Source organism: Streptomyces roseolilacinus (genome assembly GCF_014649335.1).
Lineage (GTDB): Bacteria > Actinomycetota > Actinomycetes > Streptomycetales > Streptomycetaceae > Streptomyces > Streptomyces roseolilacinus.
On the sequence record NZ_BMSV01000004.1, the window covers coordinates 560066 to 576724 of the forward strand.

The following is a 16659-nucleotide window of genomic DNA, read 5'->3' on the forward strand; positions in this document are numbered from 1 at the left end:
CTGGCGCGGAAGAATGGTGTCATGAGCCAGCAGCCCGCAGAGGTCCCGGTCCCGCAGGTACAGCCGTCCGCCCCGCACCCGCAGCCGTCCGTGGGGTCCCCAGCCGCGCACCGGCCGCAGGGCGTCGCCGGCGCGTCCGCCGTCGGCCTCGCACCGGACATCGACGCCGACCTCGACCCGTACGACGGGGACGGCACGCGCACGGAACTGCCCGAGGGCCGGTTCCTGGACCGCGAGCGCAGCTGGCTCGCCTTCAACGAGCGCGTCCTGGAACTGGCCGAGGACCCCACGACACCGCTCCTGGAGCGGGCGAACTTCCTCGCGATCTTCGCCTCGAACCTCGACGAGTTCTTCATGGTCCGGGTCGCCGGCCTCAAGCGCCGCATCGCCACCGGCGTCGCCACCCGCTCCGCGTCCGGGCTCCAGCCCCGCGAGGTCCTCGACCTGATCTGGACCCGCTCCCGGGAGCTCATGGCCCGGCACGCCGCCTGCTTCCAGCAGGACGTCGCCCCGGCCCTGGCCGACGAGGGCATCCACCTCATCCGCTGGCCCGACCTGACCGAGAAGGAGCAGGCGCGCCTCTTCACCCTGTTCCGGCAGCAGATCTTCCCGGTGCTCACGCCGCTGGCCGTCGACCCCGCGCACCCCTTCCCGTACATCTCCGGGCTGTCCCTGAACCTCGCCGTCGTCGTCCGCAACCCGGTCAGCGGCCACCGCCACTTCGCCCGCGTGAAGGTGCCGCCGCTGCTGTCGCGGTTCCTGGAGGCGTCGCCGCAGCGGTACGTGCCGCTGGAGGACGTCATCGCCGCGCACCTGGAGGAGCTGTTCCCCGGCATGGAGGTGCTGGCCCACCACATGTTCCGGGTCACCCGCAACGAGGACCTGGAGGTCGAGGAGGACGACACCGAGAACCTCCTCCAGGCCCTGGAGAAGGAGCTCATGCGGCGCCGCTTCGGCCCGCCGGTGCGGCTGGAGGTGGAGGAGTCCATCGACCCGTACGTCCTCGACCTGCTCGTGCGGGAGCTGAAGGTCTCCGACGCCGAGGTCCACCCGCTGCCCGGCCCGCTCGACCTGACCGGGCTGTTCGGGATAGCGGGCCAGGACCGGCCCGAGCTGAAGTACCCGAAGTTCGTGGCGGGCACCCACCGCGACCTGTCCGAGGTCGAGTCGGCGTCCGCGCCCGACGTCTTCGCCGCCCTGCGCGAGCGGGACGTGCTGCTGCACCACCCGTACGACAGCTTCTCCACGTCCGTGCAGGCCTTCCTGGAGCAGGCGGCCGCCGACCCGGACGTCCTGGCGATCAAGCAGACGCTGTACCGCACCTCCGGCGACTCCCCGATAGTCGACGCCCTGATCGACGCCGCCGAGTCCGGCAAGCAGGTCCTCGTCCTCGTCGAGATCAAGGCTCGCTTCGACGAGCGGGCCAACATCAAGTGGGCGCGCAAGCTGGAGGAGGCCGGCTGCCACGTCGTGTACGGCCTGGTCGGGCTGAAGACCCACTGCAAGCTGTCCCTGGTCGTCCGCCAGGAGGGCGAGCTGCTGCGCCGGTACTCGCACGTCGGCACCGGCAACTACCACCCCAAGACCGCCCGCCTCTACGAGGACCTCGGCCTGCTCACCGCCGACCCCCAGGTCGGCGCCGACCTCTCCGACCTGTTCAACCGGCTGTCCGGCTACTCGCGCCGCGAGACCTACCGCCGCCTGCTCGTCGCGCCCAAGTCGCTGCGCGACGGCCTCGTGTCGCGGATACACAAGGAGATCGTCCACCACCGGGCGGGCCGGCCCGCGTACGTCCGCATCAAGGTCAACTCGATGGTCGACGAGGCCATAATCGACGCCTGCTACCGCGCCTCGCAGGCCGGCGTGCCCGTCGACGTCTGGGTCCGCGGCATCTGCGCCCTCCGCCCCGGCGTCGTCGGCCTGTCGGAGAACATCCGGGTCCGCTCGGTCCTCGGCCGCTTCCTGGAGCACTCCCGCGTCTTCGCCTTCTGCAACGGCGGGGAGCCCGAGGTGTGGTTCGGCAGCGCCGACATGATGCACCGCAACCTCGACCGCCGCATAGAGGCGCTGGTGCGGGTCGCCGACCCGGCCCACCGCGCGGCCCTGACCCGCCTGCTGGAGACCGGCATGGCCGAAACGACCGCGTCCTGGCACCTCGGCCCGGACGGCGAATGGACCCGGCACGCGACGGACGCCGACGGCCGGCCGCTGCGCCACGTCCAGCAGATGCTCATAGACGCCCGGAGGCGCCGACGTGCACAACCCTGACCACCAGGCATCCGCCGGTGAGGTGCTGGCACCGTACCTCCACGCCCGGGCGAACGACTTCCTGCGCGCCCTGCGCCTGCACACGGAGAGCAACGGTTCGGACACGGCAGGTGCGGAGGAGGCCGCCCGGTCGCTGCTCACCGCCGCCCGGCGCATCAGCGGGACCCTGCACACCTACCGGCCCCTCCTGGACGGGGCGTGGGCGGACGGCCTGCGCTCCGAGCTGGCCTGGCTGTACGGCACCCTCGCCCAGGAGCACGCCTGCACGTCCCGGCTCGTCCGGCTCGTCGACGCGCTGTCCCGGCTGACCGGCGGGCCCGTGCCGGCGCCGCGGGGCGCCCGCGCGGGGGCGCCGCGGGCCGGGGGCGAGGCGATCACGATGGGTGCCGCGCGCGCCGGCGCCCTGCTGGAGCGGCAGCTCACCCTCGCCCGGACGCGCGCCCACTCGGCGGCCCTGGAGGCGCTGGGCTCGTCCCGGTTCCACGCGGTCGCCGACGCGGTGGCGCTGCTGGCGTCGGAGGTGCCGTTCGGGCCCGCCGCGTCGTCCCCCGCCGAGGAGGTCCTGCCGGTTCCCGCCGAGACGGTGGAGCGCCGCCTGCTGGACGCCGTGGCGGCCCTCCCCATGAGCCCCGCCGTGGGCGGCGAGCAGCAGGACGCCCCCTGGCACCAGGTGCGCCTCCTGCTGCGCCTCCACCGGTACGCCCTGGAGGTGCGGCACGCCCCGGGCCCCGAGCTGTACGAGGCGGCGACCGCGCTGGACCGGCACCGGGACGCCGCCGAGGCCGCGGCCGCCGCCGCGTCGGCCGCGCGCACGCCGCGCATCGCCCCGGCGACGGCGTACACCCTCGGCGTCCTCCACGCCGACCAGCGCCACGAGGTGGAGGGCGCCCGCCTCGCCTTCCACCGCGCCTGGCGGCGCACGGCGGTGGCGGCGCGGTGAGCGACCGCGCGGGCGTCGTCCGGGCGGCCGGCTGCGTCCTGTGGCGCCGGACGGCGGACGGCGCGGTGGAGGTGTGCCTGATCCACCGGCCCAAGTACGACGACTGGTCGTTCCCCAAGGGCAAGGTGAAGGCCGGGGAGGAGCTGCTGGCCGCGGCGGTGCGGGAGGTCCGCGAGGAGACGGGCCGCGCGTGCGAGCCGGGCGCCCTGCTCGGCACGGTCCGCTACCGGGCGGGTACCCGGGAGAAGGAGGTCACGTACTGGTCGGCCGAGGCCACCTCGGGCGCCTTCACCCCCAACAAGGAGGTGGACGCCCTGCGGTGGCTCCCGCCCGAGGAGGCCCGGGGGCTGCTCACCCACCCGCAGGACCGCTCCCTGGTCACCTGGTTCCTGGCCGCTTGGTGACTCCTGGCCGGTTATGTGACGCACGGGGCGTACGAGGCGGGAGCGAACAGCCCGCGAAGGTACTCACCGGCACTTACAGCATGGTTCACCTCGCGTTCACCCACCCCCGCCGACCGCTTCACCTGATCTGCCTAATTTCAGCCGTACGAGGTGACCGACAGACGCCACCACGACCCACTCCGACACACGCCGTCGTACAACCGGCCATGGGCACGGACCACGTCATCGGCCCCCTGCCTCCCCGCAGCTCGGCGGTTACTGGAAGGAACACCCGAAAGTGAAGCTTCATCGCAAGACCGGGCTTCGCGCCACCGCGCTCGGCGCCCTCGCCGTCTCCGGCGCCCTGGTTCTCACGGCGTGTGGCTCGGACGACAACACGAGCCCGGACGGGGCGAAGAAGACCACCACCGCGTCGGACGTCAAGTGCGAGGGCGCCAAGGGCCAGCTCCTCGCGGCCGGCTCGACCGCCCAGAAGAACGCCATGGACCTGTGGGTCAAGAACTTCCAGGCGGCCTGCGAGGGCGTCGAGGTGAACTACCAGGCCATCGGCTCCGGTGGCGGCATCACCAAGTTCAACCAGGGCCAGGTGGCGTTCGCCGGCTCCGACTCCGCCCTGAAGGAGGAGGAGACCGCCGAGTCGCAGAAGATCTGCAAGGGCGGCAAGGGCATCAACCTCCCGATGGTCGGCGGCCCCGTCGCCATCGGCTACAAGCTGGACGGCGTGGACGGCCTCGTCCTCGACGCCTCCACCCTCGCCAAGATCTTCGACTCGAAGATCAAGAAGTGGAACGACCCCGCCATCGCCAAGCTGAACCCGGGCGTCAAGCTGCCCGACGTGGCGATCCAGGCCTTCCACCGCTCCGACGAGTCCGGCACCACGCAGAACCTCGGCAAGTACCTCAGCGAGGCCGCCGCCGCCGACTGGAAGCACGACCCGAAGACGAAGTCGTGGCCCGCCCCCGGCGGCCAGGCCGCGAACGGCTCCTCCGGCGTCGCCGCCGCGGTCAAGGACACCAACGGCGCGATCGGCTACTTCGAGCTGTCGTACGCCGCCGCCAGCAACATCAGCACGGTCAAGCTGAACACGGGCGCCGCGCAGCCGGTCGAGGCCACCACGGAGAACGCCTCCAAGGCCATCGCCGCCGCCAAGATCAAGGGCACGGGCAGCGACCTGGCCCTCTCCCTCGACTACAAGACCAAGGCCGAGGGCGCCTACCCGATCATCCTCGTCACGTACGAGATCGCCTGCGACAAGGGCAACAAGGCGGAGACGCTGCCCACCCTGAAGGCGTTCCTCAACTACACGGCCAGCGAGGAGGGCCAGAAGGTCCTCGCCGAGGCCGGCTACGCCCCGCTGCCGGCCGAGATCGCGGCCAAGGTCCGCGAGATCGTCCCCACGCTCTCCTGACGACCCCGCCGGGACCGGTCCGCCCACCCTGGACCGGGCCGGTCCCGGCATCCGGTGCACCGCCGCCAGGAGCCACCACGGCTCCGCAGACCGGAGAACACAACGATGGCCACAGCCACCACACACACCCCACCGCCCCCCGGGCGGAACGAGACAACGCCCCCGAAGTCGTCCGCCCCGTCCCAGGCGGGTGACCGGATCTTCCTCGGGCTGTCCCGCGGATCCGGCATCGCCCTGCTGGTGATCATGGCGGCGATCGCCGTCTTCCTCACCTACCGCGCGGTCCTCGCCATCGCCGACAACGAGGGCAACTTCCTCACCACCTCCGAGTGGAACCCGGCGGGCAACCCGCCCGTCTTCGGCATCGCCGTCCTGGCCTTCGGCACGATCGTCAGCTCGGTCATCGCCATGGTCATCGCCGTGCCGGTCGCCATCGGCATCGCGCTGTTCATCTCGCACTACGCGCCGCGCAAGCTCGCCACGCCGCTGGCGTACGTGGTCGACCTGCTCGCCGCCGTGCCGAGCATCATCTACGGCCTGTGGGGCGCGATCTTCCTCGTGCCGTACCTGGACGGCCTCAACAAGTGGCTCGACCAGTACATGGGCTGGACGTACGTCTTCGACAAGTCCGGTGAGGGCGTCGCGCGGAACATGTTCACCGTCGGCATCCTGCTGGCGATCATGATCCTGCCGATCATCACCAACGTCACCCGTGAGGTCTTCCTCCAGGTCCCGCGCATGCACGAGGAGGCCGCCCTGGCCCTCGGCGCGACCCGCTGGGAGACCATCCGCATGTCGGTCCTCCCGTTCGGCCGCTCCGGCATCATCAGCGCCTCCATGCTGGGCCTGGGCCGCGCGCTCGGCGAGACGATGGCCGTCGCCGTCGTCCTCTCCCCCAGCTTCATCATCTCCGGGCGCCTCCTCGACCCGGGCGGCGGCACGTTCGCGCAGAACATCGCCGCCAAGTTCAACGAGGCGAACGAGTACGGCCGTGACGCGCTGATCGCCTCCGGCCTCGTCCTCTTCGTCATCACGCTGCTGGTCAACGGCGCCGCCCGCTGGATCATCGCGCGCCGCAAGGAGTACTCGGGGGCCAACGCATGAGCCACGTCATCCAGGACCAGCGCCCGGCCACCGTCCCCGCGCGCCGCGGTTCCCCGCTCGCCCACGCGCGCATGCCGCGCTGGGCCCCGGCCGCCATAGCCGTCGGCTCCGTCGCCGCCGGCATCGGCATCGGCCTCGCCGCCGGCTGGGAGAGCCGCGTCCAGTGGGGCATGATCGCCGCCCTGCTGTTCGTCGTCGCCACGTACGTCATCACCACCGCGGTCGAGAACTCCCGCCAGGCCAAGGACCGCGTCGCGACCAGCCTCGTCTGGGTCTGCTTCGTCCTCGCGGTCGTCCCGCTCGCCTCCCTCTCCTGGGTCACGGTGAGCAAGGGCCTGGAGGTCCTCGACCCGTACTTCCTCAGCCACTCGATGAACGGCGTCCTCGACGCCGAGACCGGCGGCGGCGTCTACCACGCGCTGCTCGGCACCATCGAGCAGGTCGCCATCGCCGCGGTCATCGCCGCCCCGATCGGCATGCTGACCGCGATCTACCTGGTCGAGTACGGCCGGGGCCGGCTGTCGCAGGCCGTGACCTTCTTCGTCGACGTCATGACGGGTGTCCCGTCCATCGTCGCGGGTCTCTTCATCCTCGCCACCTGGAACCTGATGCTGGGCTTCGGGCCCTCCGGCTTCGCCGGGTCGATGGCGCTGGCCATCCTGATGATGCCGGTGGTCGTCCGCTCCACGGAGGAGATGCTCAAGCTCGTCCCGAACGAGCTGCGCGAGGCGTCCCTCGCGCTGGGCGTCCCCAAGTGGAAGACGATCCTCAAGGTGGTCCTGCCGACCGCGATCGGCGGCATCACCACGGGCGTCATGCTCGCGATCGCCCGTATCACCGGCGAGACGGCCCCCGTGCTGCTCCTCGTCTTCGGTACGAAGCTGATCAACCCGAACCCGTTCGAAGGCGCCCAGGCGTCGCTGCCGCTCTACGTGTACGAGCAGTACGCCGTCGGTACGGACGCCGCCGTGGCCCGCGCCTGGGGCGCCGCGCTCGTCCTGATCGCCTTCGTCATGATCCTCAACCTGGTGGCCCGCGGCATCGCCCGCTGGAAGGCCCCGAAGACCGGCCGCTAGGCCACGACACTCCGCTCCGCCGGACGGCGGCGCACACTGGGAAGTGATTCAGATGGCCAAGCGAATCGACGTCAGCGGCCTCTCCGCGTACTACGGCAACCACCGGGCGATCGACGACATCTCGATGACCGTCGAGCCCCGCTCCGTCACGGCCTTCATCGGCCCCTCCGGCTGCGGCAAGTCCACGTTCCTGCGCACCCTGAACCGGATGCACGAGGTCACCCCCGGTGGCCGCGTCGAGGGCAAGGTGATGCTGGACGACCAGAACCTGTACGGCAAGGACGTCGACCCGGTCGCCGTGCGCCGTACGGTCGGCATGGTCTTCCAGCGGCCGAACCCGTTCCCCACCATGTCGATCTTCGACAACGTGGCGGCGGGCCTGCGGCTGAACGGCAGGTACCGCAAGTCCGAGCTGAACGACGTGGTCGAGCGCTCCCTCAAGGGCGCGAACCTCTGGAACGAGGTCAAGGACCGCCTCAACAAGCCGGGCTCCGGCCTCTCCGGCGGCCAGCAGCAGCGCCTGTGCATCGCCCGCGCCATCGCGGTCGAGCCGGACGTCCTGCTGATGGACGAGCCCTGCTCCGCCCTGGACCCGATCTCCACCCTGGCGATCGAGGACCTGATCTGCGAGCTGAAGGAGCGGTTCACGATCGTCATCGTGACCCACAACATGCAGCAGGCCGCCCGCGTCTCCGACCGCACGGCGTTCTTCAACCTGGCCGCCGTCGGCCAGCCCGGCAAGCTGGTCGAGATCGACGACACGGAGCGGATCTTCTCCAACCCGTCGGTCCAGGCCACGGAGGACTACATCTCCGGCCGCTTCGGCTGATCCTCCCCGCCCCACAGACGTCGTGCGGTGCTGCATGGCGGTGCCACCGCACGGCGAAGGGCCCGCCCTCTCACTCCCGGAGAGGGCGGGCCCGCTTCCGTCCCGTACCGCGGCGGGGCCGCCGGGCGAAGACCACCGGCCGGCGGCTCCGGCCGGGGACCCGGCCGAAGGCCCCTGATCGAAAGCCGCCGATCGAAGACAACTGCTCGAAGGCAGCTAGCCGAAGAAGATCCGCACGGCGAAGAAGCTCACCGCCGCCACCGCCGCGGCGGCCGGCATGGTGATGAACCACCCCAGGATGATGTTCTTCGCGACGCCCCAGCGGACCGCGTTGACCCGCTTCGTCGCGCCCACACCCATGATCGCGGACGTGATCACGTGCGTCGTGGAGATCGGGGCGTGGAACATGAACGACGCCGAGTACATGACGGACGCCGCCGTCGTCTCCGCGGCGAAGCCCTGCGGCGGGTCGAGCTCGATGATCCGCCGGCCCAGCGTCCGCATGATCCGCCAGCCGCCCGCGTACGTGCCGAGCGACAGCATCAGCGCGCTGGCGACCTTCACCCACAGCGGGATCGGGTCCCCGGCCTGCTCGACGTCGGCGATGACCAGGGCCATCACCACGATGCCCATCGTCTTCTGGGCGTCCTGGAGGCCGTGGCCCAGCGCCATGGCGGCGGCCGACACGGTCTGCGCGATCCGGAAACCGCGCTTCGTCTTGTGCGGACCCGCCTTGCGGAAGATCCACATGATCGCGGCCATCACCAGGTAACCGATGATCAGGCCGACGAACGGCGACACGAACATCGGGATGACGATCTTCTCGATCACCCCGGACCAGATGACCTCCGTGCCGCCCGCCAGCGCCGCGCCCACCATGCCGCCGAAGAGCGCGTGGGAGGACGACGAGGGCAGGCCGAAGTACCAGGTGATCAGGTTCCAGACGATCGCCCCGACCAGCGCGGCGAAGAGGATGCCCATCCCCTTGTCGCCGATCGGCGTGGCGATGATGCCCTCGCTGACGGTCTTGGCGACGCCGCTGCCCATGAAGGCGCCGGCGAGGTTCATGACCGCCGCCATCAGCAGCGCGGCACGCGGCGTGAGCGCCCGGGTCGACACCGACGTGGCGATCGCGTTCGCCGAGTCGTGGAAGCCGTTCGTGTACGTGAAGAAGAGCGCGACCCCGACGGTCACGACCAGTGCGAAGGTGTCCACGGGACCTCAGGACTCCTTGACGGCGATGGTCTCCACCGTGTTCGCCACGTGCTCGAAGGCGTCGGCGGCCTCTTCCAGCACGTCCACGACCTGCTTCAGCTTCAGCACCTCGATGGCGTCGTACTTGCCGTTGAAGAGCTGGGCGAGCAGCTTGCGGTGGATCTGGTCGGCCTGGTTCTCCAGCCGGTTGACCTCGATCCAGTACTCGGTGAGGTTGTCCATCGTCCTCAGGTGCGGCATCGCCTCGGCGGTGAGCTCCGCGGCCCTGGCCAGCACCTCGATCTGCTGCTCGACGCCCTTCGGCAGCTCCTCGATGTTGTAGAGGACGACGAGGTCGACGGCCTCCTCCATGAAGTCCATGATGTCGTCGAGCGACGAGGCGAGGGCGTAGATGTCCTCGCGGTCGAACGGCGTGATGAAGGAGGAGTTCAGCTGGTGGAAGATCGCGTGGGTGGCGTCGTCCCCGGCGTGTTCGGCCGCCCGCATCCGCTCCGCGATGTCGGCCCTCGCGGACGCCTCCGCTCCCAGCAGTTCCATCAGGAGCTTCGAGCCGGTGACGATGTTGTCCGCCGACGCGGAGAACATGTCGTAGAAGCTCGTCTCCCGGGGGGTCAGACGAAAGCGCACGTGGGGTCCTTCGGTGCATGGGTGTCGGTCAGGCTGATGCTAGGCGCATCATCCGGCCACGGCGAACCGGCGTTCCTCAGTGTCGCCCATCGGGCACAGTGAACAGAACCGACCCCGCACAATCCCTCAAGGATCGGTACCATATACCCGCGAGGGGTATACCGCCCTTTGTGGACGACGGGAGGACCCCATGACGACCACCGAGCCGGCCGGCCTTTCGGTCACGGAGGCCCCCGGGGCCCACGGTGACCACGGTCACACGGTGCACGGGTACCACAAGCAGAAGGACGAGCACCTCAAGCGGCTGCGCCGGATCGAAGGCCAGATCAGGGGCCTGCAGCGAATGGTCGACGAGGACGTCTACTGCATCGACATACTCACCCAGGTCTCGGCGTCGACGAAGGCGCTGCAGTCCTTCGCGCTCCAACTGCTGGAGGAGCACCTGCGCCACTGCGTGGCCGACGCGGCGGTGAAGGGCGGGGACGAGATCGACGCGAAGGTGGAGGAGGCCACAAAAGCGATCGCCCGGATGATGCGGACCTGACTTTCGGGGCTGTCCGAAACCGATCGATCACCCGCGCGGCACGCCGGCGCGGCCGCTCACGCCCCGGCCGGACCCCCCGGGGGGACGTCCCGCTCCCGGGGAGACCTTCAGCACCTCGTCGATCCGGTCGGCGGTGAGCCGCTCCGCCTCGGTCGCCGAGGCGGCGATCATCAGCTCCCCGCACAGCTCGATCTCGGCGAGTGCCACATGGTCCTGGACGGTCGTCGCACTGAGGGGCGGGACCACGCGCGTTCACCTCTTCCAGCCGGCGTCGGCTTCCCAGCGTAGGGAGCGCGACACGCACCGCGCATGACTAGTCCGGACCATTCTCGGTGCCACCCCCGGCCTCTCGCCTTCCCCGGCTCCCCGCGTGCCCGTGCCCGCCGCCCGTGCCCGTACCGGTGGGGCCCGGCCCGCCCCCCGTGCCCGCGCAACCGCCCGGCGGCCCCTCCCGGTTCAGCCGGCGATCCTCCCGGCGTAGATGTCCCCCAGCGGCGGCAGCCACACGTCGACGGGCGAGCCGAACCCGTACAGCAGCGTCGTGGACGCCACGTCGACCTCCCGCCCCCCGTTGGTGAAACTGAACCGGTGGCGGACCTTCCGCAGCCGCCCCGCCTCGTCCAGGTACGCGTCGAACGGCACCGTGTCCGTGGTGAACCCTTTCGCCGCGGCGGCCAGCGCCCCGCGCACCCGCGGCGGGGCGAGCCTCGCGGCGGCGCCGATGTCGGTGGTCCCCCGGTAGTGCGCGACCGGCACGCCCCCGACGTGGGCCTCGCCCACGTACGTCACGTGCCGCGCCGCCCGCAGCAGTTCGGCGGCCGCGCCCGGGTCGGTGGCGCCGCCCGTGACCAGGTTGCCGTCGGCGAGGGTGGTCGTGTCGACCCGGACCCACTTGTCGACGGGGACGCCGGCGCCGCGGTTCTTCATGTACAGCGCGCCCGGCGTGAACAGCTCCATGATCCTCCGGCGCGGCCGGTCGCCGTCCTCGGGGAGCAGCACCCGCACCTGTCCGCGCCCGGCGCGGAAGTCGTAGCCGCCCTCGCCCTCGATGGTCAGCCGCGTACCGCCCGTCGCCATCTCCAGGGCCGTCCTGGTCCTCGACGTGCCGGCACGCACCAGCAGGTCGGGGGCGGCGCGCACGGCGCCGAGCGGCCCGCCCGCGGCACCGTCGTCCTTCCCGCCGTCCGCGGCGACCGGCCCGGCGGACGGGGCGGTGCCGGCCGCGCCCGGCGAGCACCCGGCGAGCCCCGTGGCCACCGCCGCCACCACCACCGCGGTGGCGGTGACGGCGTCCGCGCCACCCGCCCGCCTGAGCTTTTGCACCACCATCGCCTGCCTACCCCCAACACCGTGCCGCTGCCTGCCGAGACCCCCGCCCTCCGGCCCGCGGCCTCGACGACCGGGGGACGACCCACTCGCATAACGACCGCTCCCGTCCCCCGTCACGCCCCCCTGGACCCCGGTACCGTGGACCCGTGCACCCGCATGACGCGCCCTCGCCGCCGCCGGTCACCGGCGGAGCCCCGCACCACACGACCACCACCGACCGCGGCGCCTTCGCCCTGGCGCGCTGCGCCTGCGGCTGGTCGGGCCCGGCCCGCCGCTCCCGTGAACGGGCCCGGACGGACGCCGCCGCGCACATGTCGGAACAGGGGCGGCCCGTGCGACAGTGACGCCATGGAGCGGCGCGCACTGCTGACCACGGGACTGACGACGGGACTGACGACGGCGCTGGCCGCGACGGCGGGCTGCGACGGGCCCGGCCCGGCGGACCCGCACCCCGCCCCCTCCCCTCCCGCGCCCCCTCCGAGCCCCCCGGCCCCGTCGGCCGGGCCGGGACGGACCCCCTCCTGGAAGGCCCTGGCCGAGGGGCTGGACGGGCTCCTCGTCCGGCCCGGCGACGAGGCGTACGCGACGGCGCGCCAGCTCTACAACCGCCGCTTCGACGGCCTGCGCCCGGCGGCGGTCGCGTACGTGGCGGGCGAGGAGGACGTACGGGAGTGCCTGGCGTTCGCCCGCCGCCACGGCGTCCGCGTCGCGGTCCGCAACGGCGGGCACTCCTACGGCGGTTGGTCCGGCGGCGACGGGCGGCTCGTCGTGGACGTGTCGCGGCTGGCGGCGGTGGGGGCGGACGGCGGGTCCGGCGCCGTCGTCGGGGCGGGCGCGCGGCTGGTGTCCGTGTACCGGGCGCTGGCCGCCCGGGGCCGTACCGTGCCGGCCGGCTCGTGTCCCACGGTCGGGGTGACCGGCCTGACGCTGGGCGGCGGGCACGGCGTCGTCTCCCGCGCGTACGGCCTGACCTGCGACAGCCTGGAGGCGGCGACCCTGGTGACGGCGGACGGCCGGACCGTGCGGGCGTCCGCGGACGAGGACCCGGACCTGCTGTGGGCGCTGCGCGGCGGGGGGCTCGCCGGGTTCGGCGTGGTGACGGAGCTGCGGTTCCGCACGCACCCGGCGCCGCCGACGGTGACCGCGTACCTCAACTGGCCCTGGACGCGGGCGCGGGCGGTGCTGGCGGCCTGGCAGGAGTGGGGCCCGGACCAGCCGGACGAGATCTGGTCGTCGCTGCGCCTGTCGGCCGGCGCGGGCGGCGGCACCCCGGCGGTGACCGTGACGGCGCTGACGCTGGGCGGCCGCGGCGACCTGGAGGACGCGCTGGACCGGCTCGCGGACCGGGTGGGCGCCCCGGCGCGGTCGGTGTCGCTGCGGGAGCGGGGTTTCCTGGAGGCGATGCTGGTGTTCGCGGGGTGCGCGGGGCTGTCGGACGAGCAGTGCCGGCTGCCGGGCTCGCTGCCGGGGCGGAGCCCGCGGGGGGCGCTGGGCCGGGAGACGTACGCGGCGCTGTCGGACTTCTTCGACCGCTCGCTGCCGCAGGCCGGCCGGGCGGCGCTGGCGGCGGCGGTCGAGTCGTTCACGCGGACGACGGTGGAGGAGGGCGGGGGCGGCGGCTCGGTGATGCTGACGGCGCTGGGCGGCGCGGTGAACCGGGTCGACCCGTCCGCGACGGCGTTCGTCCACCGGCGGTCGCGGATGCTGGCGCAGTACGTGGCGTCGTGGCGGCCGGGCACCCCGGGGACGGCGCAGGAGCGGTGGCTGCGGCGGACCCGGGACGCGGTGCGGCGGTACGCGTCGGGGCGGGCGTACCAGAACTACCCGGACCCGGCGCTGGCCGACTGGCGGCGGGCGTACTACGGGGAGGCGGCGGACCGCCTGGCGGCGCTGCGGGACCGGTACGACCCGGCGGGCCTCTTCCGCTACGCGCAGTCGCCGTAGCGGCGCCGGGCCGCCCCCGCGCCCGTCCCAGGTCGTGTCTTCGAAGTCCCGTCTGCCGGGCGGGCGAACGACGCCGCTTCGAAGACACTCCCTAGGCGGCGAGGTCGCGCTCCCCGCCGCCGCTCGCCTCGCGGCGCGGGCCCGTCAGGTCGACCGTCTCGTGCCGCGCGCCGCCCGGGGACGCCTTCCGGGACCGTACGAGCCACCCCGCGCGGGGGGAGCGGGCGACGGCGGAGGCGAGGGGCGTCAGCAGCGCCAGGGCGACGGGCGCGAGGAGCAGGGCGGCGGCGGTGCCCAGGGCGAAGCCGCCGACGACGTCGGTCGGGTAGTGGACGCCCATGTAGACGCGGCAGAAGCCCTCCGCGAGGGCGAGGACGATGGCGGCGAGGCCGAAGCGCTTGTGGGCGATGAACAGGCCGACGGCGATGGCCATGGCCATGGTGGAGTGGTCGCTGACGAACGAGAAGTCCGTCTTGCCCTCCACGAGGACCTCCAGCCCGTCGTGGTCGCGGAACGGGCGGGGGCGTTCGACGAAGCCGCGGATCGGGACGTTCACCAGGACGGCGATCGCGGCGGCGAGGGGCGCCCAGACGATCCCGGCGACCGCGGAGACGGAGTCCTCGGTCGTGCCGCGCCGCCGGACGCTCCACCAGCACCAGAGCACGACGAGGACGAGACCGAGCATGATCCCGTACTCGCCGACGAACCCCATGACGCGGTCGAGCCAGCCCGGGGCGGCCTTCGCCAGCCCGTTGATGTCGTAGAGCAGGCTGACATCGGGGTTCGTACCGTCCGATGCGAGTCCGGCCATGCGCTGCGGCCCCTTGCCTTGTGCTGCGGTGGGTGCGGTCAGTCGGGGGAACGACCTGTGTGAGGGGTACGTTCCACGCTCCACGAAACGCTCACACGACGTTACCGAAGAGAGATCACGGCCCGGCGGCCGGGGCTTTCCGATCAGGCGTCAGAACCCTGCCGGGGCAGCGCCTCCGCCCCGTCCCGGGTCACGCGGGTGGCGCCGAAGTAGTCCGGGGTGTCGATCTTGTCGAAGCGGATGACGGCGCCGGTGTAGGGCGCGTTGATCATGTATCCGCCGCCGACGTACATGCCGACGTGCCGGATGGCCCGGGAGTCCGTCAGGTCGTCGGAGAAGAACACGAGGTCCCCGGGGAGCAGCTCGTCGCGCGAGGGGTGGGAACCGGCGTTGTACTGGTCGTTGGCGACGCGCGGCAGCTCGATGCCCACGGTGCGGTACGCGGCCTGGGTGAGCCCGGAGCAGTCGAACCGGCCGCCGTGCTCGGGCGTGCCGTTGCCGCCCCACAGGTAGGGCTTGCCGAGCTGCTTCTGCGCGAAGTAGATCGCTCCGGCGGCCTGCCGCGACGGCTCGACGGGGCCGACGGGACGGGCGAAGCTCTTCTCCAGGGAGCGGATGATCCGGACGTAGTTCCGGGTCTCCTTGTACGGGGGGACGCCCCCATGCTTGATGACGGCGTACGCCCCGGCGTTGTAGGCGGCCAGCATGTTGTCGACCGGGTCGCCGGGCACGTCCTTCACGTACCCGGCGAGCGAGCAGTCGTAGGAGGCGGCCGACGGGATGGCGTCGTTGGGGTCCCACACGTCCCGGTCGCCGTCCTTGTCGCCGTCGACGCCGTGCGCGGCCCAGGTGCCGGGGATGAACTGCGCGATGCCCTGCGCCTGGGCGGGGCTCTGCGCGCGCGGGTTCCAGCCGCTCTCCTGGTACAGCTGCGCGGCGAGCAGGGCCGGGTTGACGGCCGGGCAGAGGTTCCCCCACCGCTGCACGAGCGGCTGGTACGTGGCCGGGACGGCCCCCTTGGCCAGCCCGACGGCCCCCCGCACGCCACCCCCGCCGGCGAGCTGGGCGGCGACGACGTAGGTACCGACGACGAGGAGCGCGACGAAACTCAGGCAGGCCCCGAAGACGACCCCGCCCACCAGCCACGCCTTACGCACCGTCAAACCCCCGTCGGCATTAGGGCCTCATCCGCGCCTGGACCAGTCTAGGCGCCGAAGCCCCTCCCGAGCAGGCGTGGAAGCCGATTGCATCTGAAAAACAGCGCATGTGACGATCTGACACATGAGCAGTTCCGTTGAGGGCCACGGGAGAGTGGCCGCGGAGCCCCCTTCCCGCAGGTCACCACGGCTTACGGGCGCGGGCGCGGCGCCCGCCGCCCCCTCCGCGACGGACTCCGCGCGGAAGTTGAATGCGCAACCGCAACATTCACTTTCGGACAAGGCGGCCGAAGTCCGGCGGGAGTTCGCCGTCCTGCTGGGCGAGTTCCGCCGCACCCCCGTCCTGGTGCCGCTCACGACCGGCGGCGGCCTGTGCCGAAGGGTGAGGCGCCCCTCACGAGGGCCGTGCCGCACCGGTGGATACGCTCGGACACTCTGTGTACACAAGTGAACGTTTAACGAACATTCATGCTACACCGAGTCCGAAATGTCACCCCCTCCCCGGCCCCGGACGCACCTCACGTTCACCGGCCGCAACCGCGCCGCCCGATATGGCGTCCCCCAGGGCATGCGTCCCGTCCGTCGGCCACGCCGAGGTCGGCAACATCCCGCCGAACGCCCCTGACCTGCGTCAACCGGCCCGCGCAAGAGGCGGTACGTTACGCAGTACCGACAGGGGGGCGGGGAGTTCCCCCGGCCGTCGAGGGCCGCCCCACCCCTCCGACCGGCCCCCCTCCACCCTCACCGGACCTCCACCCGACCCCCGCCAAGTGGTCTGGACCACTGCGCTACTCTGTGCGTGCAGCCGCAAACGGCTGTGTTCACACCCCGGCGCCACGACCAGCCGGGGCCAGCACCACAGGAGAGCAGCATGGGGAACAAGGTGGGCCGTCTCGGGGACTCCGGGGGAACGGCCGCCGCGATCGCCGTCATCGCACTGACCGCCGTCGCCATCGCGGTCCTGGGTTACTTCCTCCTCAGCCAGACGGGGCAGTCCTGACCC

17 protein-coding genes are annotated in these 16659 nt (G+C 72.2%); 11 read left to right on the forward strand and 6 right to left on the reverse strand.

The window, feature by feature from the left end; all coding sequences use genetic code 11:
• Positions 1-21: 21 nt before the first annotated feature.
• From IE106_RS12740 to pstB, 7 genes are all read left to right on the forward strand, one after another.
• A complete protein-coding gene (locus tag IE106_RS12740) occupies positions 22-2268 on the forward strand; it encodes an RNA degradosome polyphosphate kinase (protein WP_189533086.1) in 2247 nt (748 codons plus the stop codon).
• Entirely contained in the window at positions 2255-3208 is a 954-nt protein-coding gene (locus tag IE106_RS12745) for a CHAD domain-containing protein (protein ID WP_189533088.1), read from the forward strand. The genes IE106_RS12740 and IE106_RS12745 overlap by 14 nt, the downstream gene beginning before the upstream one ends.
• Positions 3205-3612 (forward strand): NUDIX hydrolase, encoded by a 408-nt coding sequence (locus tag IE106_RS12750; RefSeq protein ID WP_189533090.1) that lies wholly within the window; start codon positions 3205-3207, stop codon positions 3610-3612. Before IE106_RS12745 ends, IE106_RS12750 begins: the two co-directional genes overlap by 4 nt.
• A gap of 277 nt (positions 3613-3889) precedes the next feature.
• On the forward strand, positions 3890-5020 hold the full coding sequence (gene pstS, locus IE106_RS12755) for a phosphate ABC transporter substrate-binding protein PstS (RefSeq protein ID WP_189533092.1): 1131 nt from the start codon (positions 3890-3892) through the stop codon (positions 5018-5020).
• A gap of 105 nt (positions 5021-5125) precedes the next feature.
• On the forward strand, positions 5126-6124 hold the full coding sequence (gene pstC / locus IE106_RS12760; RefSeq protein WP_189533094.1) for a phosphate ABC transporter permease subunit PstC: 999 nt from the start codon (positions 5126-5128) through the stop codon (positions 6122-6124).
• Complete coding sequence (gene pstA, locus IE106_RS12765) at positions 6121-7200, forward strand: phosphate ABC transporter permease PstA (protein WP_189533096.1); 1080 nt, start codon at positions 6121-6123, stop codon at positions 7198-7200. The genes pstC and pstA overlap by 4 nt, the downstream gene beginning before the upstream one ends.
• 52 nt (positions 7201-7252) lie before the next feature.
• Positions 7253-8029, forward strand: coding sequence for a phosphate ABC transporter ATP-binding protein PstB (gene pstB / locus IE106_RS12770; RefSeq protein ID WP_189533098.1), 777 nt, complete (start codon positions 7253-7255; stop codon positions 8027-8029).
• Between the two features lie 216 nt (positions 8030-8245).
• Here pstB and IE106_RS12775 read toward each other — a convergent pair whose 3' ends face one another.
• Together IE106_RS12775 and IE106_RS12780 are read right to left on the reverse strand one after the other, a co-directional pair.
• Positions 8246-9244 carry an inorganic phosphate transporter gene (locus IE106_RS12775; RefSeq protein ID WP_189533100.1) on the reverse strand — a complete coding sequence of 333 codons (999 nt, stop codon included), beginning with the start codon at positions 9242-9244 and terminating at the stop codon, positions 8246-8248.
• 6 nt (positions 9245-9250) lie between these two features.
• Positions 9251-9871 carry a DUF47 domain-containing protein gene (locus tag IE106_RS12780; protein WP_189533102.1) on the reverse strand — a complete coding sequence of 207 codons (621 nt, stop codon included), beginning with the start codon at positions 9869-9871 and terminating at the stop codon, positions 9251-9253.
• A 190-nt stretch (positions 9872-10061) separates the two neighbouring features.
• On the opposite strand from IE106_RS12780, the gene IE106_RS12785 reads away from it, so the two are divergent.
• Positions 10062-10415 (forward strand): metal-sensitive transcriptional regulator, encoded by a 354-nt coding sequence (locus IE106_RS12785; RefSeq protein ID WP_229840311.1) that lies wholly within the window; start codon positions 10062-10064, stop codon positions 10413-10415.
• A gap of 27 nt (positions 10416-10442) precedes the next feature.
• Here the strand turns inward: IE106_RS12785 and IE106_RS12790 are convergent, their stop codons facing one another.
• Positions 10443-10661 (reverse strand): hypothetical protein, encoded by a 219-nt coding sequence (locus IE106_RS12790; RefSeq protein ID WP_189533247.1) that lies wholly within the window; start codon positions 10659-10661, stop codon positions 10443-10445.
• A gap of 210 nt (positions 10662-10871) precedes the next feature.
• Entirely contained in the window at positions 10872-11744 is an 873-nt protein-coding gene (locus IE106_RS12795; RefSeq protein ID WP_189533104.1) for an SCO4651 family lipoprotein, read from the reverse strand.
• A gap of 146 nt (positions 11745-11890) precedes the next feature.
• Between IE106_RS12795 and IE106_RS12800 the strand changes: the two genes are divergently transcribed.
• Together IE106_RS12800 and IE106_RS12805 are read left to right on the forward strand one after the other, a co-directional pair.
• Complete coding sequence (locus IE106_RS12800) at positions 11891-12088, forward strand: hypothetical protein (protein WP_189533106.1); 198 nt, start codon at positions 11891-11893, stop codon at positions 12086-12088.
• A 4-nt stretch (positions 12089-12092) separates the two neighbouring features.
• Positions 12093-13688, forward strand: a complete 1596-nt coding sequence (locus IE106_RS12805) for an FAD-binding oxidoreductase (RefSeq protein ID WP_189533108.1) — start codon at positions 12093-12095, stop codon at positions 13686-13688.
• A gap of 91 nt (positions 13689-13779) precedes the next feature.
• On the opposite strand, the gene IE106_RS12810 is transcribed toward IE106_RS12805, so the two are convergent.
• Both IE106_RS12810 and IE106_RS12815 read right to left on the reverse strand, forming a co-directional pair.
• Positions 13780-14499 carry a phosphatase PAP2 family protein gene (locus tag IE106_RS12810; protein ID WP_189533110.1) on the reverse strand — a complete coding sequence of 240 codons (720 nt, stop codon included), beginning with the start codon at positions 14497-14499 and terminating at the stop codon, positions 13780-13782.
• Positions 14500-14642: 143 nt separating this feature from the next.
• A complete protein-coding gene (locus IE106_RS12815) occupies positions 14643-15656 on the reverse strand; it encodes a C40 family peptidase (protein ID WP_229840351.1) in 1014 nt (337 codons plus the stop codon).
• An 871-nt stretch (positions 15657-16527) separates the two neighbouring features.
• On the opposite strand from IE106_RS12815, the gene IE106_RS30680 reads away from it, so the two are divergent.
• Entirely contained in the window at positions 16528-16656 is a 129-nt protein-coding gene (locus IE106_RS30680) for a hypothetical protein (RefSeq protein WP_268255294.1), read from the forward strand.
• Positions 16657-16659: the final 3 nt, after the last annotated feature.

What these genes read in the sequence shown, in the direction of transcription:
- IE106_RS12740 (WP_189533086.1), top strand. Translation starts at nt 22, where the DNA reads ATGAGCCAGCAGCCCGCAGAGGTCCCGGTCCCGCAGGTACAGCCGTCC.
- pstC (WP_189533094.1), top strand. Translation starts at nt 5,126, where the DNA reads ATGGCCACAGCCACCACACACACCCCACCGCCCCCCGGGCGGAACGAG.
- pstA (WP_189533096.1), top strand. Translation starts at nt 6,121, where the DNA reads ATGAGCCACGTCATCCAGGACCAGCGCCCGGCCACCGTCCCCGCGCGC.
- pstB (WP_189533098.1), top strand. Translation starts at nt 7,253, where the DNA reads ATGGCCAAGCGAATCGACGTCAGCGGCCTCTCCGCGTACTACGGCAAC.
- IE106_RS12785 (WP_229840311.1), top strand. Translation starts at nt 10,062, where the DNA reads ATGACGACCACCGAGCCGGCCGGCCTTTCGGTCACGGAGGCCCCCGGG.
- IE106_RS12795 (WP_189533104.1), bottom strand. Translation starts at nt 11,744, where the DNA reads ATGGTGGTGCAAAAGCTCAGGCGGGCGGGTGGCGCGGACGCCGTCACC.
- IE106_RS12805 (WP_189533108.1), top strand. Translation starts at nt 12,093, where the DNA reads ATGGAGCGGCGCGCACTGCTGACCACGGGACTGACGACGGGACTGACG.
- IE106_RS12810 (WP_189533110.1), bottom strand. Translation starts at nt 14,499, where the DNA reads ATGGCCGGACTCGCATCGGACGGTACGAACCCCGATGTCAGCCTGCTC.
- IE106_RS30680 (WP_268255294.1), top strand. Translation starts at nt 16,528, where the DNA reads ATGGGGAACAAGGTGGGCCGTCTCGGGGACTCCGGGGGAACGGCCGCC.